The sequence below is a fragment of the Kineococcus xinjiangensis genome (genome assembly GCF_002934625.1).
In the GTDB taxonomy this organism is placed as follows: Bacteria; Actinomycetota; Actinomycetes; order Actinomycetales; family Kineococcaceae; genus Kineococcus_A; species Kineococcus_A xinjiangensis.
The window spans coordinates 546949-568638 of record NZ_PTJD01000001.1; the positions used below are offsets into that span (position 1 = coordinate 546949).

At 76.2% G+C, this 21690-nt stretch carries 21 protein-coding genes; 10 read left to right on the top strand and 11 right to left on the bottom strand.

The annotated features are described in order from the left end of the window. Nucleotides 1-5: 5 nt before the first annotated feature. Complete coding sequence (locus CLV92_RS02410; RefSeq protein WP_104431128.1) at nucleotides 6-722, bottom strand: SAF domain-containing protein; 717 nt, start codon at nucleotides 720-722, stop codon at nucleotides 6-8. Nucleotides 723-984: 262 nt separating this feature from the next. Here CLV92_RS02410 and CLV92_RS02415 point away from each other — a divergent pair, with 262 nt between their 5' ends. From CLV92_RS02415 to CLV92_RS02425, 3 genes are read left to right on the top strand one after another with little or no spacing between them, the layout of a single operon-like run. Next, nucleotides 985-1503 carry a SigE family RNA polymerase sigma factor gene (locus CLV92_RS02415; protein WP_211290784.1) on the top strand — a complete coding sequence of 173 codons (519 nt, stop codon included), beginning with the start codon at nucleotides 985-987 and terminating at the stop codon, nucleotides 1501-1503. Then, on the top strand, nucleotides 1500-2738 hold the full coding sequence (locus CLV92_RS02420) for a hypothetical protein (RefSeq protein ID WP_104431130.1): 1239 nt from the start codon (nucleotides 1500-1502) through the stop codon (nucleotides 2736-2738). The genes CLV92_RS02415 and CLV92_RS02420 overlap by 4 nt, the downstream gene beginning before the upstream one ends. Before the next feature lie 4 nt (nucleotides 2739-2742). Beyond that, nucleotides 2743-3834, top strand: coding sequence for an amidoligase family protein (locus CLV92_RS02425; RefSeq protein ID WP_245886336.1), 1092 nt, complete (start codon nucleotides 2743-2745; stop codon nucleotides 3832-3834). A 59-nt stretch (nucleotides 3835-3893) separates the two neighbouring features. Here CLV92_RS02425 and CLV92_RS02430 read toward each other — a convergent pair whose 3' ends face one another. Next, the gene (locus CLV92_RS02430) at nucleotides 3894-4571 is read right to left on the bottom strand and encodes a DUF6758 family protein (protein ID WP_104431131.1); all 678 of its coding nucleotides are present in this window, start codon (nucleotides 4569-4571) and stop codon (nucleotides 3894-3896) included. Nucleotides 4572-4722: 151 nt separating this feature from the next. Between CLV92_RS02430 and CLV92_RS02435 the strand changes: the two genes are divergently transcribed. Beyond that, nucleotides 4723-6339 (top strand): aminopeptidase P family protein, encoded by a 1617-nt coding sequence (locus CLV92_RS02435; RefSeq protein ID WP_104431132.1) that lies wholly within the window; start codon nucleotides 4723-4725, stop codon nucleotides 6337-6339. Nucleotides 6340-6482: 143 nt separating this feature from the next. Here CLV92_RS02435 and CLV92_RS21855 read toward each other — a convergent pair whose 3' ends face one another. Then, nucleotides 6483-7316, bottom strand: a complete 834-nt coding sequence (locus tag CLV92_RS21855) for a YflT domain-containing protein (protein WP_104431133.1) — start codon at nucleotides 7314-7316, stop codon at nucleotides 6483-6485. Between the two features lie 105 nt (nucleotides 7317-7421). Next, nucleotides 7422-8015 (bottom strand): Dps family protein, encoded by a 594-nt coding sequence (locus CLV92_RS02445; RefSeq protein WP_104431311.1) that lies wholly within the window; start codon nucleotides 8013-8015, stop codon nucleotides 7422-7424. Nucleotides 8016-8112: 97 nt separating this feature from the next. On the opposite strand from CLV92_RS02445, the gene CLV92_RS02450 reads away from it, so the two are divergent. From CLV92_RS02450 to CLV92_RS02470, 5 genes are all read left to right on the top strand, one after another. Next, nucleotides 8113-9441 carry a magnesium transporter MgtE N-terminal domain-containing protein gene (locus CLV92_RS02450; RefSeq protein WP_104431134.1) on the top strand — a complete coding sequence of 443 codons (1329 nt, stop codon included), beginning with the start codon at nucleotides 8113-8115 and terminating at the stop codon, nucleotides 9439-9441. Continuing rightward, nucleotides 9434-10324 carry a DUF1003 domain-containing protein gene (locus tag CLV92_RS23185; protein WP_245886339.1) on the top strand — a complete coding sequence of 297 codons (891 nt, stop codon included), beginning with the start codon at nucleotides 9434-9436 and terminating at the stop codon, nucleotides 10322-10324. Before CLV92_RS02450 ends, CLV92_RS23185 begins: the two co-directional genes overlap by 8 nt. Continuing rightward, the gene (locus CLV92_RS02460) at nucleotides 10325-12061 is read left to right on the top strand and encodes a GspE/PulE family protein (RefSeq protein ID WP_104431135.1); all 1737 of its coding nucleotides are present in this window, start codon (nucleotides 10325-10327) and stop codon (nucleotides 12059-12061) included. 94 nt (nucleotides 12062-12155) lie between these two features. Further along, nucleotides 12156-13307, top strand: a complete 1152-nt coding sequence (locus CLV92_RS02465; RefSeq protein ID WP_104431136.1) for an Mrp/NBP35 family ATP-binding protein — start codon at nucleotides 12156-12158, stop codon at nucleotides 13305-13307. A gap of 116 nt (nucleotides 13308-13423) precedes the next feature. Continuing rightward, complete coding sequence (locus CLV92_RS02470; RefSeq protein ID WP_104431137.1) at nucleotides 13424-14161, top strand: hypothetical protein; 738 nt, start codon at nucleotides 13424-13426, stop codon at nucleotides 14159-14161. 72 nt (nucleotides 14162-14233) lie between these two features. Here the strand turns inward: CLV92_RS02470 and CLV92_RS02475 are convergent, their stop codons facing one another. The 4 genes from CLV92_RS02475 to sigE form a co-directional block, all read right to left on the bottom strand. Beyond that, nucleotides 14234-14626, bottom strand: coding sequence for a sec-independent translocase (locus CLV92_RS02475; protein WP_104431138.1), 393 nt, complete (start codon nucleotides 14624-14626; stop codon nucleotides 14234-14236). Between the two features lie 9 nt (nucleotides 14627-14635). After that, entirely contained in the window at nucleotides 14636-15844 is a 1209-nt protein-coding gene (locus tag CLV92_RS02480) for a S1C family serine protease (protein WP_146099381.1), read from the bottom strand. 295 nt (nucleotides 15845-16139) lie between these two features. Continuing rightward, nucleotides 16140-16667: an anti-sigma factor family protein gene (locus CLV92_RS02485; protein ID WP_158257100.1), complete on the bottom strand. Its 528-nt coding sequence runs from the start codon at nucleotides 16665-16667 to the stop codon at nucleotides 16140-16142. Between the two features lie 32 nt (nucleotides 16668-16699). Continuing rightward, nucleotides 16700-17362, bottom strand: coding sequence for an RNA polymerase sigma factor SigE (gene sigE / locus CLV92_RS02490; protein WP_245886340.1), 663 nt, complete (start codon nucleotides 17360-17362; stop codon nucleotides 16700-16702). Nucleotides 17363-17575: 213 nt separating this feature from the next. Between sigE and CLV92_RS02495 the strand changes: the two genes are divergently transcribed. After that, on the top strand, nucleotides 17576-18223 hold the full coding sequence (locus CLV92_RS02495) for an O-methyltransferase (protein WP_104431142.1): 648 nt from the start codon (nucleotides 17576-17578) through the stop codon (nucleotides 18221-18223). 27 nt (nucleotides 18224-18250) lie between these two features. Here the strand turns inward: CLV92_RS02495 and CLV92_RS02500 are convergent, their stop codons facing one another. The 3 genes from CLV92_RS02500 to CLV92_RS02510 form a co-directional block, all read right to left on the bottom strand. After that, nucleotides 18251-20020, bottom strand: coding sequence for a leucyl aminopeptidase family protein (locus CLV92_RS02500; RefSeq protein ID WP_211290786.1), 1770 nt, complete (start codon nucleotides 20018-20020; stop codon nucleotides 18251-18253). Nucleotides 20021-20121: 101 nt separating this feature from the next. Beyond that, nucleotides 20122-20289: a DUF3117 domain-containing protein gene (locus tag CLV92_RS02505; RefSeq protein ID WP_104431143.1), complete on the bottom strand. Its 168-nt coding sequence runs from the start codon at nucleotides 20287-20289 to the stop codon at nucleotides 20122-20124. 144 nt (nucleotides 20290-20433) lie between these two features. Next, nucleotides 20434-21687 (bottom strand): alpha-amylase family protein, encoded by a 1254-nt coding sequence (locus CLV92_RS02510; protein ID WP_104431144.1) that lies wholly within the window; start codon nucleotides 21685-21687, stop codon nucleotides 20434-20436. Nucleotides 21688-21690: the final 3 nt, after the last annotated feature.

Here is a 21690-nt window from a genome sequence, read left to right on the forward strand (position 1 = left end):
GGCGCTCAGCCCCGGACGAAGTCGATGGCGGGCACGGTGGACTCCGCGAGCTCCGCGAGGGCGATCTGCCCGGCGGCCGCGGCGGAGACGACGTCGCCGGAGCCGGCGGCGGGGACGAGCAGCGACACCGACGCGTTCTCGGCGCCCGTGGCGGCGGAGGCGGAGACGACGCGGGCGGCCTCGAGCAGGACCTGCCCGGGCGAACCCGCGACCGCGCTCGCCGCGTCGCCCTTCACCACGAGGTACACGCGCACGACGTCACCGGTCTGGAGCTGCTCCGCGGGCCGCTGGGTGGGGCCGAGGACGGTGCCCACGACGACCGCGTCACCCGGCACGACCCCGCCGGCGAGGAACATCGTGCGGTTCACGAGCGTCCCCGCCGGGATGCGCCCGGTGGCGTGGGTGCCGACGAAGTTCTCCCGCGCGGCGGCCGGGACGACACCGGCCCCGTCGGTGGCGACCCGCTCGACGCCGAAGTCCTCGGCCGTGATGCGCTGCCCGGCCTCGATGGTGTGGCGGGCGACGAGCACGTCGACCCGGTCGCCGCTGCGGTGCACCACGAGTGCGCTGCCCAGCCCGCCGCCGACGACGAGCAGCGCCGCCAGCGCGGCGAGCGCCGGCCGGCGGTCCCGCACGGGGGCCGGCGGGCGGCGCAGCGGCACGGCGGTAGGCATCGCGGCGGGCCCCGCAGTGGGTGCGACGAGGCTGGACGGGCGCGGCATGCACTCTCCCGGGTCGGACGGGACGGACGGTGGCGAGGGGGTGCCGAGCACGGCGCGGAGGCCGGGGCACACGTCGAACGTAGGTCGGTGCCCCGGCGCGGTCATCGCTGCGCGTGTGCGGTTGCGCCGAGAGGGGGGCTCCGTCCGCCCGATGGGAGCAACGCAGAGTGACGACCCGCCGGGCCACCACCGGCTGGTGATCGCGCAGAGTCGCCGCGGCCGCGGAGTGCACGGATCGGGCGGCTCGCACGTCTGTAGGGGTGTGACCTTCGAAGAGTTCGCCACGGCGCGGTTGCCGGAGCTGCTGCGCTACGCGGCCGCGCTCACGGGCGACCGCGACCTGGCCCAGGACGTGGTCCAGGAGGTGCTGGCCCGGGCGCAGCTGCGCTGGCGCAGCGTCTGCGCCGCCGAGTCCCCCGAGCGCTACGTCCGCCGCATGGTCGTCAACGAGTACCTGTCCTGGCGGCGGCGCTGGTCGGTGCGCAACATCTCCTTCGTGGGCGACCGGCTGGCCGACGTGGGCGACCGGGCACCCGGTGGCCGCGACTTCGCCCGTGACCACGCCCTGCGCGACGACCTGTGGCAGCGGCTCACCCGGCTGCCGCGCAAGCAGCGCGCCGTCCTGGTGCTGCGCTACTACGAGGGCTGCGACGACGAGGAGATCGCCGAGGTCCTGCAGTGCGCCACCGCCACCGTCCGCAGCCATGCCGCGCGGGCGCTGAGGTCCCTGCGGGCGGCTCCCGAGCCCCTGCCCCGACTGACCGTGGGAGAGATCCGATGAACGACCTGGAGCGACGGCTGCGGACGGCGTTCGCGGCGCAGGAGGACCTGGCTCCCGACGCCGACAGCGTGCTCGCCGGTGTGGAGGCCGCCGTGGCCCGGCACCGACGTCGCCGCCGTGCCGTCCGCGCCGGGGGCGCCGCCGTCGCGGCGGGTGCCACCGCGGCCTTCCTGCTCACCGCCGACGGCGAGGGGTTCGGCTGGGACCGCACGGCCGTGCAGCAGCAGACGGCGAGCGGCGACCCGGCGCGGTCGGCCGCCTCGGAGCAGGAGGCCGCCCGGGCCTTCTCCGATGCGGGCTACACCTACGACGACGCCGTGCACCTGTCGGGCCTGTGGCAGACGGCGCAGCCGTGGGACGCCAAGGTGGAGGGCGGCCACAAGCTCCTGGAGGGGCGGACCCTGCCCATCACCCCGGGCACGGCCCCGTCCGCGCAGAGCCCCGACGAGCAGGCGCTGAACGCCTATGTCGGCGCCGGCTACGACTGGGACGACGCGGCGGCGCTGGCCCTGCACTGGGGCCTCGACGACCCCTCGGACGCGAAGGTGAGGGCGGGGCGGCTCCTCCTCGACGGCGGCACCGTCCCGGTCGAGCCGGGCAGCGCACCGCCCGCGGCGGAGGGCAGTCCCGGTCCGGGTGATCCCGGTGACGGCGCGGTCGCCGACCCCGCGAACCAGCGCGCATGGGAGGCGTACGAGCGCGCTGGCTACGACTACACCGACGCCCACCACCTGGCGGCGCTGTGGGTGGGCGAGGTCGCTCCCCGCACCGGCGAGCTGCTCTCCGACGTCAAGGCCGTGGCCGGGGACGAGCTGCTCGCGGGCAACCGGCTGCCGGTGGAGAGCGGCCGTCCCGCCGACGCCCTGGACCTGCCCGCCGGCGCCCTGGAGCGGTTCCTGGACGAGGGCTACACCTCCGGGGACGCGGCGGAGCTGGCGCAGCGCTGGGGCATCGGGGACACGGCCTCCGCCAAGGCCGTCGCCGGGCTCAAGCTGGCCGCGGGCACAGGGCTGCCGTTCCCGGCCGGCAGCTTCGAGGCCCCCGCGTCGGAGCCGGCCCCGGACGCCGCCGGGGAGCAGGCCCTCGACGCCTACTTCGGCGCCGGCTACGGCTACGACCAGGCCGTGGAGCTGTCGCAGCTGTGGAAGGTCGAGGACATCCTCGAAGTCAAGATCACCGCAGGGAAGAAGCTGCTGGCGGGCGAGCGGCTGCCCGTGCAGCCGACGCGGGGCTGAGGCCGTGACACTGCTGCCCGCCGCCGGCGCGCCCGGGCAGGACTCCCCCGTCCTGACCGGGCGCGTCGGCGTCGAGGTCGAGCTGCTCGCCCCGCGCGGCTCCAGCCGGGCGGTGCTGGCCGCCGAGCTCGCACGCCGCTGCGGCGGCACGGTGGAGCCCACCTTCCACGCCGACGCCGAACCGTCCCTCGTGCCCGGCATGGGGCGGTTCCTGCACCTGACGCGGGGCTTCTGCGTGCGCGACCGCGACGGCGCCCCCGTGTGCACGCTCGTCGACGACATCACCCTCCGGGCCGACCTGGATCCCTCGGCCCGCCCGCAGCCCGGCTGGTACCGCATCCTCAGCGACGACGCACGGCTGCTCCGGCTCGTCTCGCGGCACGCCGACCCCGCGGCGGACCTCGCCACCGTGCTGGAGCCGGTGGCCGCGCTCTTCGGCGCTCGGGTCGAGGAGCACGGGGCGGTGCGCCGGCTCAACGACACCGCCGGAGCGACCGTGGCGCTGGCGGCACCCGCGCCCGGGGAGCGGGAGCGCCCCTGCGAGGTCGTGACGCCGCCGCTGGCCGCGCGGCACCTCGACCGGCTGGAGGAACTGCTCGCCCCCGCCCGCAACCTCGGCTTCACGGTGCCGCAGGAGGCTGCCGTCCACCTCCACCTCGACGGCGGCCCCTACCGGGAGGTGTCCGCCTTCCGCAACGTCGTGCGGCTGTTCGCGCTGTGGCGGGAGCCGCTGCGGCGGGCGCTGGCCACGAACCCCGCCTGCACCCGGCTGCGGCCCCTGCCCGCCGCGCTGGTGGACCTCGTCGAGCAGCCGTGGCGCGGCGACTGGCCCGCCCTGCAGCGGGCGGCGCTGGGGACGGGGCTGACGAAGTTCTTCGACGTCAACCTCACCAAGCTGCTCACGGACCGCCCCGACCGCGACACCCTGGAGGTGCGCATCCTGCCCGGGGCCCTGCACGGCGCGGACATCGTGGCGCGTGCGGCGCTGGTGGAGGCCCTGCTGCGCCGCTGCCGGCGGCCGGAGGTCCTGCCCGCCCCCACCACCGCGTCTCCTGCTGCGGCGCAGGCGGAACTGCTGGCGCTGGCGGCGACCTGAACCACCGGGAGCCGGAACCCCGGGTTCCGGGGGCGGCGAGGTTGCGCGAGGTGGGGCCGCTACGACGACGGCTGCGGTTGCCGTTCCCACTGCAGGTGCGGGGACATCGCCCCACAGGGCACGTCCAGGGTGTGGCCGGGATCGCGCACGTCGACCAGGTCGATGTCGAGGTCGAGCACGGGACTGGCGGACGCGGGCCACAGCACCACCCACAGCCAGACGCCACCCGCCTCCCCCACGAACACGGCGCGGTCGCCGGGGTGCCCGTCGACCTCCCACAGCGGCGCGCGGGCGCCCGCAGCCTGCAGCTTCGCCACGGGAGGCCCGCCCAGCAGCCCGTCACCGGGGTCGAGGTCGGCACGCCCGGCCAGGTGCGCACCGAGACCCACACCGGGCACCTCGGAGACGAGGAGCGCGTCGGCGACCGGCTGGTGGGACTGCGGGGTGCGCAGGGGGTTGGGGCCGCTGATCGCCATCGCGACGGCCTGCGCCCGCTCCGTCCTGCCGTCGCGCGCAGTGCGCACCCCCGTGACGAGCCAGCCGTCCGGCAGGGGCCACGGCAGCCAGATCGGCACGTCGGAGCACCCCGCGAGCCACTCGAGGTGCTCGCTGTCCGCCGGATGGGCCGGATGCAGCGGAACGACGTCCCCGTGGACGGCGCACGACCACGAGCTGCGCCAGATGCTGGGCGGACGCACGGCAGCGTCGCACCTCGGGCAGGTTGCCTGACCGCTCATGCTCAACCGTCCTACGGCGGGCCGTGGACGTCAACACGGACCGTGACAATCCGTGCCGTTCCCTCGCCCGGAGAGCGCCTCCTCCGCGGTCCGCGGTCCGCGGAGGAGGCCGGCAGGGACCCCTCCGCGAGAGAGGCGGCGCGGCGCCCCGATGCGCGAGACTGGCCGGGTGAGCGATGCACCCGCCAGTGAGGCCCTGCCCCCCGAGGTCACCGACCCCGCCGCCGCGGACGCGACCGGGCAGACCGACGCGCAGGAGGCGAAGAGCCACCGCTCCCTGCCGCGCTCCGCCGCCTTCCGCCGCTTCATCGCCGAGGGCTGGGGCCCCCAGCCGACCGAACCCACCGCCCCGGACGCCGCCGCGCCGTACGCCGCCGCCCGCCGCGCGGTGCTCTCGGGCACGTTCCCCGGAGAGGCGCTGCTGGTGCCCGCGGGCGGGCTGTCGGTCCGCTCCAACGACACCGACTACCGCTACCGGCCGCACTCGGCCTTCGCCCACCTGACGGGGCTGGGTACGGACCGGGAGCCGGACGCCGTGCTGGCGCTGCTGCCCCGCCCCGACGGCCACGAGGCCGTCCTCTACCTGCGCCCGCAGGGGGAGCGCAGCAGCGAGGAGTTCTTCGCCGACGCCCGCTACGGGGAGCTGTGGGTCGGCCCGCGCCCCACCCTGGCAGGGATGACCGTCAGCACGGGGATCCGCTGCCGCGACGTGGCGCAGTTGCACGCCGACCTGGAGGAGTCGCTGGCCGACGCCGCCACGAAGGGCCTGCGCGTCCTGCGCGACGCCGACGCCCGCGCCACGGAACTGGCCGACACGCTGCGCCGCAGCGGCTCCGCCGGCCACGGCCAGGCGGATGGCGAGGAGGAGCGCGCGGCCCGGGAGGCGGACGAGGAGTTCGCCACCGCCGTGTCCGAGCTGCGGCTGGTGAAGGACGAGTGGGAGGTGGAGCAGCTGCGCGAGGCCGTCGCCGCCAGCGTCCGGGGTTTCGAGGAGGTCGTGCGCCGGCTGCCCGCCGCCGTCGCCTCCCCGCGCGGCGAGCGCGTCGTGGAGGCCGCCTTCGACTCCACCGCACGCATCGAGGGCAACGGCGTCGGCTACGAGACCATCTCCGCGGCCGGGGAGCACGCCTGCACCCTGCACTGGATCCGCAACGACGGACCCGTGCGAGAGGGGGACCTGCTGCTCCTCGACGCCGGCGTGGAGGTCGACTCCCTCTACACCGCCGACATCACCCGCACCCTGCCGGTCACGGGCACGTTCACCCCGGCCCAGCGCAAGGTCTACCAGGCCGTCCTCGACGCCGCCGACGCCGCGTTCGCCGAGGCGCGCCCCGGCCGCAGGTTCCGCGACGTCCACGAGGCCGCCATGCGGGTCATCGCCGACCGGCTCGCCGGGTGGGGACTCCTGCCCGTCGCGGCGGAGCAGTCGCTGGAGGCGGAGGGGCAGTTCCACCGCCGGTGGATGGCGCACGGCACCAGCCACCACCTCGGTCTCGACGTGCACGACTGCGCCCAGGCCCGCCGCGAGATGTACCTCGACGCGGAGCTGCGGCCCGGCATGGTGTTCACCATCGAACCCGGCCTGTACTTCAAGGCGGACGACCTGCTCGCCCCGGAGGAGCTGCGCGGCATCGGCGTGCGCATCGAGGACGACGTCCTCGTCACGGCCGACGGGTGCGAGAACCTCAGCGCCGCTCTGCCCCGCGATCCCGGCGAGGTCGAGGAGTGGATGGCGAGGCTGCGCACCGCAGCGCCCGGGGGGTCCTGACAGCTGCGAGGGGGCCCTGCGGCCGTCACCGCAGGTCCCCCTCGTCCCCTCCACTGCGGGACGGGCAGCGCCCGCCCCTCCGGCCCGCCGGTCCGGCCGTGCGCGGCACGACCACCGGAACGGGCCCGGTCCTCAGCCCGGCGTCAGCCCTGCGAGCCGGGGCCCTGCTCCCGCTCGAGGCGCTCCCGCTCCTCGCGCTCGCGGCGCTCCCGGCGCTGCCTCTCGATCTGCTCCGAGTACGTCGGCCCCGTGGGCGCCGGCTGGGGCTCCTGCTCCCCGTACCCGGGCGGGGGCGGCGGCGCCGCCGACGGGTCGACGGCCGTCCCCGGCGCGGGCGGCGGGCCGTACCCCTGCGGCGGGCGGGTGCCCTCCGGCGGGCGGGGCGCCGGCGAGGAACCGGACGGGCCGGGCCCCCAGGGCGCCTGCCACGTGCCCTGCTGCTGCGGCGGCTGCGGCTGGGGAGCCCCCCAGGCCCCCGCGCCGCGACCGCGCCCGCCCGGCAGCCGCTCCAGCACTTCCACGGCCTGCGGCACGAGCCCCGGCGTGCAGAGCACCGTGTACTCCCCCGCCACGATCTGGCTGGCCGAGGTGAAGTCCCGCCGGCCCCCCGTCAGCGCGAAGGAGATGACGCCGAAGAACATGCCGAACCCGGCGCCGATGAAGAGCGCGCTGAGCAGGCTCGGCACGCCCCCGTCACCGAAGAACGACAGGAGCAGTCCCACGAACAACCCGAACCACGCACCCGAGGCGGCACCCGCCCCGGCCGCCCGCGCGTAGGTGAGGCGGCCGGTGACGCGCTCGACCATCTGCAGGTTCGTCCCGACGATCGTCACGTTCTGCACCGGGAACTGCTCGTCCGAGAGGAAGTCGACGGCGCGCTGGGCCTCCTCGTACGTGGAGTACCTGCCGATCGGGTCACCCTGAGGGGGCGTCGGCAGCGTCGGCCGCGAACCACCCATGGGACTGAAGTTGGACATCTCCCCATCCTCCCCGACCGCGCGCGCCGCACCGCAGGGCCTCGCCGCGGCCCCGCGGTGCCGTCGTCAGGTGCCGTCCGCTCGCCCCCTTCGGGATCGCCCGGCTCAGGCCGCGTCGGTGCTGCCGTCGACGGCGGCCGACGCCTGCTGCTCGGTGTGCGATCCCGCGGACTTCAGCTCCCCGCCGGCCGTCTCCAGGTGGGCGCGCACGAACCAGTGGTACTGCTCCAGCTGCCCGACCTGGCCGATGAGCAGGTCCTCCGTCACCGGGTCCACCTCGCCCACCTCCTCGATGGCCTCGCGGTAGTCGGCGATGACGCCGGAGTACACGAGGTCCAGGGCCGCGAGGTGCTCGATCGCCCCCGCGCGCCCGATGGAGTAGTCGTCCCAGTCGCGGTCGGCGACGATCGCACCGGGGGTCCCGATCGGGGCCACACCGAGGGTCGCGATGCGCTCGGCCACCTCGTCGGCGAACTCCCGCGCGGTGTCCACCTGCGGGTCGAGCATCTGGTGCACCGCGATGAAGTGCGGGCCGACGACGTTCCAGTGGACGTGCTTGAGCGTCAGGTGCAGGTCCGTCAGTGCGTTGAGCCGGTTCTGCAGGATCGCGGAGACCCGCAACCCCTCCTCCGGGGTCAGACCGGGGACCGTGTAGGACGGGACCCCCGCGGACTTCGTCATGTCACTCGCCTTCGCCATGGGCACACGGTAGGAGCGCACCCGCCGCCCCGCAGTTCGGAATCCGCCGCCCCCTTCCGGGACGGGAGCAGCCGACGGCTCGCACTAGCCTGGGAGCATGACTGGTGCGCCGTCCCGGGTGTTCGTGGCACGGCTCGCGGGCACCGCCGTCTTCGACCCCCAGGGCGACCAGGTCGGCCGCGTCCGCGACGTCGTCGCCACGATGCGACCCGGCCGCCAGCCCGCGCGGATCATCGGCCTGGTCATCGAGGTCCCCGGCCGCCGGCGCGTGTTCGTGCCCATGACCCGCGTCACGAGCATGGACGCGGGTCAGGTCATCACCACCGGCCTGGTGAACATGCGCCGCTTCGAGCAGCGCCCCACCGAGACGCTCCTGCTCGGCGAGCTCCTCGACCGCACGGTCACCCTCGCCGACGGCAGCGGACCGGCCACCATCGAGGACCTCGGCATCGAGCAGCTGCGCCCCCGCGAGTGGCGGCTGACGAAGGTGTTCGTCCGCCGCGGCGAGCACGGCCGCGGCCTCAGCGGGCGGCTGCGCCGGCGCGGGGAGACCTTCATCGTCGACGCCGACGCCGTCGTCGGCCTCGCGGTCCCCCACGCCGACCAGGGCGCGACGAACCTGCTGGCGGCCTTCGACGAGCTCAAGGCCGCCGACCTCGCCGACGTCATCCACGAGCTCACCGCCAAGCGGCGCAAGGAGGTCGCGGCCGCCCTCGACGACGAGCGGCTCGCGGACGTCCTGGAGGAGCTGCCCGAGGACGACCAGGTCGAGATCCTCTCCCACCTGGAGGGCGACCGCGCCGCCCACGTCCTGGAGGCCATGCAGCCCGACGACGCCGCCGACCTGCTCTCCGAGCTGCCGCCGGAGCAGGCGGAGCGGCTGCTGGAGCTGATGGAGCCCGACGACGCGGAGTCCGTGCGCCGCCTGCTCGCCTACGACGAGCGGACGGCGGGCGGCCTGATGACGACCGACCCGGTCATGCTCGGGCCGGAGGCCACGATCGCCGAGGCGCTGGCACACCTGCGCCGGCAGGAGCTGACGCCCACGCTGGCGGCCGCGGTGTTCGTCTGCCGCCCGCCGCTGGAGACCCCGACGGGCAGGTTCCTCGGCGTGGCGCACATCCAGCGCCTGCTGCGGGAGGCACCGCACATCGCCGTGGGCCAGGTGCTGGACAAGGACGTCGAGACCCTCGGCCCCGACGACACCCTGCAGAAGATCACCCGCTACCTGGCCACGTACAACCTCGTCTCCGCGCCCGTCGTGGACGAGGAGGGGCACCTGCTCGGCGCGGTGACCGTCGACGACGTCCTCGACCACCTCCTGCCCGACGACTGGCGCGACGAGGACGAGGACCTGCTCGGCGAGCCCAGCGCACCCGGCCGCGTCACCGCGCGCCAGGTCGTGCGAGGAGTGCGCCGTGGCTGAGCGCGGCTCCTGGACCGAGCGCCGCCCCACGGCGGGCCTGGACACCCCCCGGGAGGCCCGGCGCCGCTGGGTGCGCCCCCAGGTGGACCCGGAGACGTTCGGGCGCATCGCCGAAGGCTTCGCCCGCTTCATGGGCACCGCGCGCTTCCTCGTCTACATGACGGCCTTCGTCACCGTGTGGCTGGCGTGGAACACGTTCGCCCCCGTGGACATGCAGTTCGACCCGGAGGCGCTGAACTACACGCTGATGACGCTGATGCTGTCCCTGCAGGCCTCCTACGCGGCGCCGCTCATCCTGCTGGCGCAGAACCGGCAGACCGACCGGGACCGCGTGATCGCCGAGCAGGACCGGGCCCGGGACGAGCGGGCCCTCGCCGACACGGAGTACCTCACCCGGGAGGTCGCGGCGCTGCGGATCGCCCTGCGCGACGTCGCCACCCGCGACTTCGTCCGCGCGGAGCTGCGCTCGCTGCTGGAGGAGGTGCGCGGCGACGAGGGCGGCGCCGCACCCAAGCGCAAGGGCAAGGGCAAGAGCGGTCAGCCCAAGACCGCGGACGGGCCGGGCGACGGCGGGCAGGCGCCCGGGCGCGGCGGTCCCGACGGGGACGGTCAGGACCGGCCGGCGGAGCCCGCCCCGCAGCGGACCGCCCCGCACAAGCCCGGCCCGCAGAAGCCCCCGGGGAAGCGCCCGAGCCTGGAGAAGCGCCCGGCCCCCTCCCGCACGAGCCGGGAGGAGCGCGGCGCGCAGCGGGCCGCGGGCCGGACCCGCCGGCCGGCCGAGCCGCCGCAGGCCGAGCCGCCGCAGGCCCAGCCACCCCAGGCCGGGCGCGCCGATCCCCCTGAAGGACTACACCCGGACGCCGAAGCTGCCGACAACGGCTGAGTGACGACCCTCGGCACCGCGACCACTCCCGGATCGGCCCCCGCTCCCGAGCGCCGCCGACTCGGTGACGTGCTCGTGGAGAAGGGTCTCCTGCTCCCGGAGGACCTGGACCTCGCCCTCACCGAGCAGCGCACGGCCGAGGGCCCGCGCCGCCGCCTCGGGCAGATCCTCGTCGCCCTCGGCCTCGTCACCGAGTCCGAGCTGGCGGAGTGCCTCGCGGAGCTGCTGGGCCTGGAGTCCGTCGACCTCTCCCGCATCGTGCCCGCCCCCGACGTCGTGCGGCTCCTGCCGCGCACGGTGGCCGAGCGCACCTGCGTGCTCGTCCTCGACAAGACGGCCGAGTACCTGCTGATCGCCGCCGCGGACCCCACCAACGTCCTCGCGCTCGACGACGTGAAGCTCTACACGCGCACCCCCGAGCTGCACGTGGTCGTCGGCATGGAGAGCCAGATCCGCGACCACATCGCGCGCGCCTGGTCCCTCACCGAGGACTCCTCCCAGGTCAACGCCATGGTCGAGGACGTCGCCGACGACGACGTCGACGTCAGCGCGATCCCGCAGGTCACCAGCGAGGACGACGCGCCGATCGTCAAGCTGGTCAACCGGATCCTCTCCGACGCGGTGCGGCTGCGGACCTCCGACATCCACATCGAGACCCAGCGCGAGGGCCTGCGCGTGCGCTTCCGCGTCGACGGCATCCTCCGCGACGTCATGCAGGCCCCCAAGCGGGTGGCGCCGGCCGTCACGAGCCGCATCAAGATCATCTCCGGGCTGGACATCTCCGAGCGGCGCATCCCCCAGGACGGCCGCACGCGCATCACCGTCGACGGCGCCGCGATCGACTGCCGCGTCTCCACGCTGCCCGCCCTGCACGGCGAGAAGATCGTCATCCGTCTGCTCACCCGCGGCGACAACGTCCCCTCGCTGGACTCCCTGGGCTTCGAGCCGGACCAGCTGGAGATCGTCGAGCGCGCCCTCACGGTGCCGCAGGGCCTCGTGCTCATCACCGGCCCCACCGGCTCGGGCAAGACGAACACCCTCTACGCGGCCATCCACGCCACGATGAGCCCCGAGAAGAACATCGTCACCCTCGAGGACCCCGTCGAGGTCCAGCTGCCCGGCATCACCCAGGTGCAGGTGCACGCCAAGGTCGGCATGACGTTCGCCGCCGGCCTGCGCTCGATCCTGCGCCAGGACCCCGACATCGTCCTCATCGGTGAGGTCCGCGACCAGGAGACCGCGGAGCTGGCCCTGAAGGCCTCCCTCACCGGTCACCTGGTGCTGACGACCCTGCACACCAACTCCGCCGTCGCGGCGCTGACCCGCCTCATCGACATGGGCGCCGCCCCGTTCCTCGTGGCGTCCTCGCTGACGGCCTCGGTCGCCCAGCGCCTCGTGCGCAAGCCGTGCGACTCCTGCGCCGACGGCTACATCCCCGACGAGGAGACCCTGACGCTGCTGAGCCTGACGATCGAGGACATCCTCGACGCCACCCCCCTGAAGGGCACCGGTTGCCCGGAGTGCGGCAACAGCGGCTACCGCGGCCGCACCGCCGTCTACGAGGTGCTCGACGTCAACGCGGAGATGCGCTCGGTGCTCATGCGCGACCCCAGCGAGACGGCCGTGTCCGAGCAGGCGCGCCGCAACGGCATGCTCACGCTGCGCCAGGCGGCCCTGGAGAAGGCCATGCGCGGGGAGACGACCTTCGAGGAGGTCGTCCGCGTCACCGCCGGCTGACGCCGCGCGGGCGGGAACCCGCCGGCGACCCCGCGGCGGGGCACCGCCGGACGTCCCCGCGAGCGGGCGGGCCGCGCCGACGTAGCCTTGCGGCATGTCCGCCCCCACCACCGCCGCCGTCTACGAGGCCCTGGCCGGAGTCCAGGACCCCGAGCTGCACCGCCCCCTCACGGAGCTCGGCATGGTCCCCGACGTCCGCGTCGGGGCGGACGGCACCGTCGAGGTGGACGTCCTGCTCACCATCGCCGGCTGCCCGATGCGGGAGACGCTGACGCGCGACGTCACCGCGGCCGTCTCCCGCCTCGACGGCGTCCACCGGGTCGGCATCCGCTTCGGCGTCATGACCCCCGAGCAGCGCCAGGCGGTCGCCGCCAAGGTGCGCGGCACCACCGGCGCGGCACCCACCATCGCGTTCAACGACCCCGGGTCGCTGACGCGCGTCCTGGCGGTCGCCTCCGGCAAGGGCGGCGTCGGCAAGTCCAGCGTCACCGTCAACCTCGCCGCCGCGATGGCCGCCGACGGCCTCTCCGTCGGCATCGTCGACGCCGACGTGCACGGCTTCTCCGTCCCGCACCTCCTCGGCGTGACCGGACGTCCGACCAAGGTCGAGTCGATGATCCTGCCGCCGTCCGCGCACGGCATCAAGGTCATCTCCATCGGCATGTTCGTCGAGGGCAACCAGCCGGTGACCTGGCGCGGGCCGATGCTGCACCGGGCGCTGCAGCAGTTCCTCTCCGACGTCCACTGGGGCGACCTCGACGTCCTCCTGCTCGACCTGCCGCCCGGCACCGGCGACGTGGCCATCAGCGTCGCGCAGCTGCTGCCCAGCGCGGAGGTCCTCGTGGTGACCACCCCGCAGCAGGCCGCGGCCGACGTCGCCGAACGTGCGGGGGCCATGGCCGAGCAGACCTCCCAGCGCCTCGCCGGGGTCGTGGAGAACATGTCGTGGCTGACCCTGCCGGACGGCTCCCGGCTGGAGGTCTTCGGCTCCGGCGGTGGGCAGGCCGTCGCCGGGTCCCTGTCGCGGCGCCTCGGCACGGAGGTCCCGCTGCTGGGCCAGGTGCCGCTGGACGTGGCGCTGCGCGAGGGCGGGGACGCGGGGCTGCCCGTGGTGATGTCCGCCCCGGACTCCCCCGCCGCCGCGGCGCTGCGTGACGTGGCCCGCGCCCTGACCCGGCGGGGCCGCGGCCTGGCCGGCCGCAAGCTGGGGCTCACCGTCTCCGGCGCCCGCGCCGACGCGGGCTGAGCGCACCGCGCGTTCACCGGCGCGACACCGCGACGCCCGCCGGCGGGGGTGACGGGGCGCTGCCCGGCGCCCCACCATGACGGCGGGGAACCGCAGGTGACGGACGGAGGCCGCCCATGGCTCGGCGCACCACCGACAGGAACTCCTCCGCCCTGGGCCCGGCGACGGCCGTGGCCCTGCGGCGCTCGCTGGGAACCGGGCCGCGCCGTGCGCTCGCCGCGACGGCCCTGGTCCTCGGCGTGGTCGGCGCGGCGGCGACGTCTGCGGGGCTGCCGCCGGCGGAACGCACCCTCGCCGCCGTCGCCGGGCCCGCGCAGCTGCTGATGTCCGTGCCGCTGCCCCTCCTGGGCGTGCTCCTCGCCCACGACGTCCGGCGCGCACCCCGGCGGGCGCCCCTGGCCCCGACCCTGCTGGCGGCGGTCCTGCTCGCGGTCGGGGCCGGGATCCTCGGCAGCCTGCTCGGCGCCCTCGCCCTGCTGCCCGTGGCCACCGGTGCGAGCGCCTGGCGGGACGCCGGCGCGGTCGTCCTGGGCGGCGTGCTGGTGCAGGTGCTCGCCCAGCTCACCGGCACCGGCCTGGGGCTGCTGCTGCGGCGGGTCGCGGTGGCCGCGGTCGCCACCGCGGCGCTGCCCCTGGGTCTCTGGTTCCTGCTCGGCCTGGGGCCGCTGCGCCCGCTGCAGGACTGGCTGACCCCCTACGCCGCGGCGCGCGGCCTGCTGTCCGGCCGGAGCGGCGCCCTGGAGTGGGCGCAGTGGCTCACCGCCGCCCTCGGGTGGGGAGCGGGGCTCAACGCCCTGGGCGCCGCACGGCTGCGGCGCACGACCCCGGAGCGCACGCCCGCGACGCGGCCCTGACCGCGCGGCGCCCGCGCCGGTCCGGCACGGGTCCCGCCGACGGCACGGGCACCAGCGACGGCACGGGGTGCCTCAGGTGGCGTCCTCGTCGTAGGGGGTGCGCTGCTCGCCCGTGTCCCGGGGCGCGGCGTCCTTGCCGAGGGAGACCCCGGAGCCCTTCCCCGTCGCACCGGGGCCCGGCCTGTGCGCCGGGTCCTCGTCCTCGTCGTCCCAGGCGTCGCTCAGGGCCTCGCGGACGATGCGGCGCGGGTCGTACTGGCGCGGGTCCAGCTTCCGCCAGTCGATGTCCTCGAACTCGGGACCGAGCTCCTCGCGCATCTGCTCCTGCGCGCCCTTGGCCATGCGGCGGCCCTGGCGGACCAGGCGCCCGAGCTGCTCCGCGTAGTGGGGCAGCCGCTCCGGGCCGAGGATCAGCAGAGCCACGACCAGGATGACGACGAACTCGCCGCCGTTGATGCCGAACACCGTCGCAGACTAGCTGTCGGCGTCCAGGGTCACCGCCACGTCGAAGTCGGAGCCGCCCCGACGCACCCGCAGGACGACCTCCTCCCCGACCTCGCGGGACCGGATGTCCACGATGAGTTCCTCCGGGGCCGTCACGGGCCTGCCGTCGACGGAGAGGACCACGTCACCCTCCCGCAGCCCCGCCCGGTCCGCGGGACCGCCGGGGACGACCGCGGGGTTGCCGCTGCCGTCGCCGATGCGGACGCCCTCGCCGCGCCACATCAGGTCCAGGGACGCCCTGATGACGGGGTGGACCGCCCGGCCGTCGGTGATGAGCTGCTGGGCGGTGCGCTGCGCCTGGACGCTGGGGATGGCGAAGCCCAGGCCGATGTTGCCCGCGATGCTCTCGGCGCCCCCCGGGGCGGCGATGGCGCTGTTGACGCCGATCACCTCGCCGCGGGCGTTGAGCAGCGGGCCGCCGGAGTTGCCCGGGTTGATCGCCGCGTCCGTCTGGATGGCGTTGATGAAGGACTGCTGGTCCTGCGCCGAGCCGGTCGTCACGGGCCGGTCGACCGCCGAGACGATGCCCTGCGTCACCGTGCCCCGCAGCCCCAGGGGGGAGCCCACCGCGATGACCTGGTCACCGACGACCACGGCCTCGGAGTCGCCCACGGGCAGCGGCACCAGGCCCTCCCGGTCCACGGCCAGCACCGCGAGGTCGTAGGAGAGGTCTGCGCCCACGATCCGCCCCGGCACCTGCACGCCGTCCGCGAAGACCACGGTGATGTCCCCGCGGCCGGCGCCCGCGACGACGTGGTTGTTCGTGAGGATGAAGCCGCGCGCGTCGAGCACGAAGCCGGACCCGGAGCCGAAGCCCTCCTCGGTCTCCACCTCGATGTCGACGACGGCGGGCAGCGCGGCGGCCGCCACCGCTGCGACGGACGCCGCGGGGCGCTCCATCGCGCCGGGGACGGGCGTCGGCAGGGTGATCGCCGGGTAGGTGCGCGGAGCGGGCTCGTCCAGCCGGTCCTGCAGCGCACCGCCCACGACGCCGCCGAGGACGGACAGGGCCAGCAGTCCCGTGCCGACGGCGATGCCCTTGGCGACCCCCGCCCGTGTGCGGGGACCGGGGCCCGCCCCGGGGGCGGGCTCGGGGAGGGAAGCCGGCCAGGGGGCGTCGGACGGGGCCTCCCGCAGCGGCTCCCCCGGACGCGGCCCGACGGGAGCCCCGCCCCGCACGGGCGCCGGGCCACCGTGCGCGGGCGGGAAGCCACCCTGCGCAGGGGGAAAGTCACCGTGTGCGGGTCCGGGGCCGCCGTGTGCGGGTCCGGGGCCGCCGTGTGCGGGCGCTCCGAACTTCGGCGGGACCGCACGGGGGGGCGCGGCGGGCGCGGGAACCGGCCGGGATCCACCCGTGGGGGTCCGGGGACCACCCGGCTCCCCCCAGCCGCCGGGGCCCGGGAGGTCCTGCCGCTCGCTCATGCCGCTCCGCTCGCTCCCGCCGAGGCCCGTCCGCGGCGCACCACCACACCGCTCACGGGCGGGGGTTCCCCTCCTGCCCGGAGCCGGCCGGTCCGGGGTCCGGGGTGCTCGAGGCCGGCTGGCTCCACCAGGTGAACTCGGCCACCGGGGGCAGCAGGCCGGGACCCTCCTCGGCGCCGCCCAGCAGCACGACACCGGCCAGGCCCGCCCCGACGAGTGAGAAGGCGCCCACCAGCATCGCGGCCAGGGGGCGGCGCCGCCTGCGCCCCGGCCCCGGATGCGCAGCGCGCCCGCGGGGGCGCCGGTTGACGTCCGACGCGCGCGGTGGAGCCACCACCGGGCGGCGCGGCGCACCGGCCATCGGCTGCTCGCGGGGACGCAGCGGCCCCACGGGCCCGCCGAGGCCGTGCAGGCGCTGGAGGAGGTCGTCGGAGGGCTCGGGGCCCAGCAGCGACTGCAGCCTGGCCTTCACCAGGCGCTCGGCCTCCACAGCGTCGGCACAGGCCGGGCAGTCGCGCACGTGTGCCTCCGCGCGCGCGGCGACGTCGGCGGGCAGCCTCCCGTCGACCAGTGCACTCACCCGCACACCGAGGTGGGGCCCGGAACCGCTCTTCACCACGGCTGCTCCACCGCCGCCGCCGCACGGCCCGGGGCCCGGTGGGCGAGCACCTGGCGCAGCTGCGCCCGGCCGCGGTGGATGCGCGAGCGCACGGTGCCCAGCTTCACCCCGAGCGTGGCGGCGATCTCCTCGTAGCTGAGGCCCTCGATGTCGCAGAGCACGACCGCCGCGCGGAAGTCGGGCGCGAGCGAGTCCAGCGCCGCCTGCACGTCGTCGTCGAGGTTTCGGTGCTCGAAGGCGCGCTCCGGCCCGGCGTCGGTGGCCGGCAGGCGCTCGGCGGAGTCGTCGCCGAGGGAGTCGAAGCGGATCCGCTGCTTGCGGCGCACCTGGTCGAGGAACAGGTTGGTCGTGATGCGGTGCAGCCAGCCCTCGAACGTCCCGGGCGCGTAGCTGGAGAGCGAGCGGAAGACGCGGACGAAGACCTCCTGCGTCAGGTCCTCGGCGTCGTGCTGGTTGCCGGTGAGCCGGTACGCGAGGCGGTAGACGCGCGCGGAGTGGTCGCGCACGACCTCCTCCCACGTCGGGGGAACCCACGCGACGTCGGGGACCGTCGCCGTCGCGGCCACCGCAGCGGGCTCCACGACATCCCCGCCGGCCTCCGCCACCTGGGCAGCCGGGGACGCGGCCGGGCCGTCCGGGCCACCGCGTTCGCGCACGGCTCTCCTCCTGCCGATGGCGGGGAAGGGCACCGGAAAGGGCACCGCCAACGAACCCATGGTGGCCTACGTCCTCTCGACCGACGAACCGGGACGGGGCGAAGCGCCCACAACCTCCCCAACGCGAGCCGCCCGGCGCGCGTTCCCGATCTCCCCCCGGCCGGCCCCGGTGCGGCAGGACCGCGTCGTCGCTTCCCGACTAAGGTTCGCAACGTGGTGTCACAGAGCAGCGCCAAGCAGCCCGCGAGCTGGGTCTACGCCGAGGGGTTCGTCCCCGAGGACGACGTCCTGCAGCGCGCCCGGGCGCGGGCGGACGCGCTGGGCTGCACGCCCGTGCAGCCGGGCGTGGGCGCGGTCCTGTCGGTCGTCGCCGCCGCCGTGCGCCCCCGCACGGCCGTCGAGGTCGGCACCGGCACCGGCGTCTCGACGCTGTACCTGCTGCGCGGGATGCCCGAGGACGGCGTCCTCACCACCATCGACATCGAGGTCGAGCACCAGCGCGCCGCCAAGGAGGCCCTCGCGGAGGCCGGCATCCGCTCCAGCCGCACCCGCATGATCGCGGGCAGCGCGCTGGAGGTGCTGCCCCGGTTGACGGACGCCGCCTACGACCTGGTGCTCGTCGACGCGGACAAGTCGGAGTACGCCGCCTACGTGGAGCAGGCGCTGCGGCTGCTGCGCCCCGGCGGTGTGCTGGCCGTGGACAACGCCCTGTGGAAGGGCCGGGTCGCCGATCCCGCCCAGCGCGACGAGCAGACCGTGGCGATCCGGGCGATGGCCCAGGCCGTGCTGGAGGACGAGCGCCTCCTGCCGGCGCTGCTGCCCAGCGGCGACGGGCTCCTGCTCGCCGTCAAGCGGGGCTGAGCCGGAACCCGTCGGGCACCGGACGGGTCAGTCCCCGCTGCGCCTGCGCGAACGCGCGGCCCGGCGGGGCGCGGGCTCCTCGGGAGCCGCCTGGGGGGTCTCCTCGGCGGCCTCGGCCGCGGGGCGGCGCACACCCGGCTTGCGGGCGGGCTGACGCCCCGTCGTGGTCCTGGCCGCGCGTCCGCTCGCACGGGGCGCCGGGGCGGGCGGGCCCGCGAGCGCCAGCAGCCAGGCCAGCAGCACCCGCGCACCGAATCCGGTCGCCCCCCGGGTCACCTCGTGCTCGGCGGAGTCCGCGCGTGCGGGCCCGGCGATGTCCAGGTGCACCCAGCGCCGGTCGCCGGTGAACGCCCGCAGGAACAGCGCTGCCACGATGGCCCCGCCCCCGGCGTCGGAGTCGGCGCTCACCTGCCGGACGTCCGCGATCGCCGAGTCCACCAGCGGTGCGTAGTCGTCCACCAGCGGCAGCCGCCACAGCCGCTCGCCGCTGGCGTCCGCGGCGGCGAGGAAGGCGGCCGCGAGCTCCTCGTCGGCCGTGAACAGCGCGCCGTGGCGCTTCCCCAGCCCGAGGCTGGCCGCACCGGTGAGGGTGGCGACGTCCACCAGGACGTCGGGGTCCAGGTGCGCGTCGGCGTAGGCGAGGGCGTCCGCCATCACCATGCGGCCCTCGGCGTCGGTGTTGGCGACCTCGCTCGTGCGCCCCCCGTAGTGGGTGACGACGTCGCCCGGGCGGTACGAGGACGAGCCGAGGGCGTTCTCCGCGAGCGGCAGCAGCGCCGTGACGCGCGCCCGCACGCCGAGGGCGCCGCAGGCCGCGACGGCGCCGAGCACGGCCGCGGCACCGGACATGTCCGTCTTCATCGGCACCATCGACTCGCGCGGCTTCAGCGACAGCCCGCCCGAGTCGAACGTGATGCCCTTGCCGACGAGCACCACATGCGGAGCGTCCCCGCCCGCACCGTTGCCCGGCACGTGCGTCACCCGCACCAGGCAGGGCGGGGAGTCCGACCCGCCGCCCACGGCGACCAGCCCGCCGAAGCCCTCCGCGCGCAGCCGCTCCACGTCGAGGACCTCGACCTCCAGGCCGCGCGCCAGCGCCACCTCGCGGGCCTGCCCGGCCAGCCAGGCAGGGTCCTTCAGGTTGGACGGCGTCGCCGCCAGGTCCCGCGCCAGCACCGTGGCGCCCGCAGTGGCCAGCGCGCGCTCCACCTCGGCGCGCTCCACGGCCCCGAGGAGCAGCAGGCGGCGGGCGGGCGGGGGCTCTTCCTCCACGCGCTGCCCGGCCCGCGGGGGCGCGTAGGAGGCCAGGACGAACCCCTCCACCACCGCCCGCACGCCGTCGGGGCCGGTGCCGTCGGCCAGGGTGGTCGCGACGTCGTCGCCGGGACGCGCCGCCCGCGCCAGGGCGGCCGCCGCACGGCGCAGCTCCTGCGGCGAGGAGGAGCCGACCCCGACCGCGTAGAGCGCGCGCGGCGAGCCCTCGGGCGCCTGCACGGGTAGTCGCACCACCTGCCCGGCGCTGCCGGTCACCTTCTCGGCGGCGCAGACCTCCGCGAAGCGCAGCCCGTAGCGCACGGCGGCGTCAGCGGCTCCCGGGCGCGGCTGGACGACCGCCTCGGCGCCCTCGGCCGCGGTGTCCGCGCCGTTCGGCTCCTCGGCCTCCGGCACCGCGGGAGCGACCGGCACCGCCAGCACCGCCACGCCCGAGAGGTCGGCGCCCGGCAGGCCGGGCAGGACCTCGACCGCGGGCGGGGTCCAGCGACGCAGGAGCGGCGGGGCCGCCTTGGCAACGGACACGGGCACCTCCGAGTCAGGGGGGTCTGGGGTGGCCGGGCGTACGGCGAGGGGGCGGCGCCCCGGCGCGCTGCGCCGGGGCCGACCGCCGTCCTCGGCTGCGCTCAGCCCACCACCGAGGAGATGGCGTCCCCGAGCGCGGCCGCCTCGTCCGGCGACATCTCCACGACCAGCCGTCCACCGCCCTCCAGCGGCATGCGGAGCACGATGCCGCGCCCCTCCTTGGTGACCTCCAGCGGACCGTCCCCGGTCCTCGGCTTCATGGCCGCCATCGGCGTGAACCCCTTCTCTCGGCGCGCGCCGGACGCGGGTCCTGACCTCGGGCCCGCGCGGCGTGATCCAGACCATTATCCCCGTCCCGGCGCATCGGCGACCGCCACCCGTGCGGCGCGCCGCCGAGCGGGTGAGCGCGCGGCTCACGGAGACCAGTCCGCGGGGGGCGTGAAGTGCCACAGCGAGGCCACCCACAGCACCTGCAGGAACAGCGACGCGCACGCCACCGCGGCCAGCACCCCGACGCCCTGCCCGCCCCCTCCCGCGCTGCCTCCGGGGGCGCCCGACGCAGCCGCCGCGCGCCCCGGGCCGACTTCCAGGAGCGCGCCGAGGGGGAACAGGAGCAGCAGGTAGCGGACGAGGTTGGTGAACGGGTCCTGCACGAGCACCAGGTAGGCGACGTAGGCCAGGCACCATGCCCGCAGCTCCGGGCCCAGCGGCGCCGCCCGCCGCGACAGCAGCAGCGCCGCGTGGCCGCCGAGCACCAGCAGCAGCGCCACCGGGCCGGCCACCTCCCCGAGCAGGTACTGCGAGACGTCCCACCACGGCTGCACGAGGACCACCTCGCCCCCGCCCCGCCAGGCGGCCATGGTGGCCAGGTGGGCGTCGTGCCGGCCCGTCAGCCACCACGTTCCCGCGGGCCACAGCAGCCCGGCCGCCCCGGAGGCCAACAGCAGCACCGCGGCGCGCGCCGCGACCGCCGCCTGCGGCCTCCCCCACGGGCGACCGGCGCGCCACCAACGCACCGCGCGCACCGCGACGTGGGCCAGCACCACCGCCAGCAGGGGCGCCGCCACCGGCCGGGCCAGGCCCAGCAGCAGCGCCAGGGCCGCGGCGGCCAGGTAGCGCCGGTGCACCAGCTGCAGCAGGAACGCGCCCAGCAGGAGCAGCGCGAGACCCTCGCTGTACGGCGCCAGGAGCACCGGCGACGCCGGGTACGTGCACAGCAGCACCACCGCCGCCCACGCGCCCCGGCCCGCGGCGGCCTCCCCCGCGCCGGCCGCCGACAGCGCCGCGTGCACCGCGCGGTGCGCCACCAGCGCCGCCCCCGCCCCCAGCAGCACCGCCACGAGGGGCCCGGCCACGGCGAACGGCACCCCCGTCGCCGCGGTCACCACCCGCACCAGCAACGGGAAGAGGGGGTAGAACGCCAGCGCCGACTGCAGCGGGCGCCCGTCCGGCGTGCGGCTCACCACGTCCGGGTAGCCGCGCTCGGCGATCTCCCGGTACCAGGCGGCGTCCCACATGAGCAGCACACCGCCGAGGCCGGGGTCGGGGCCGGTCCACGGGTTCGGCTCCTGGAAGCGCGCGACCCGGTCGAGCACCGCGGCCGAGAACAGCCGCGACGCCGTGTAGAGCAGCAGCACCCGCACCCACCACGGCCAGGCGCGCACCACCCG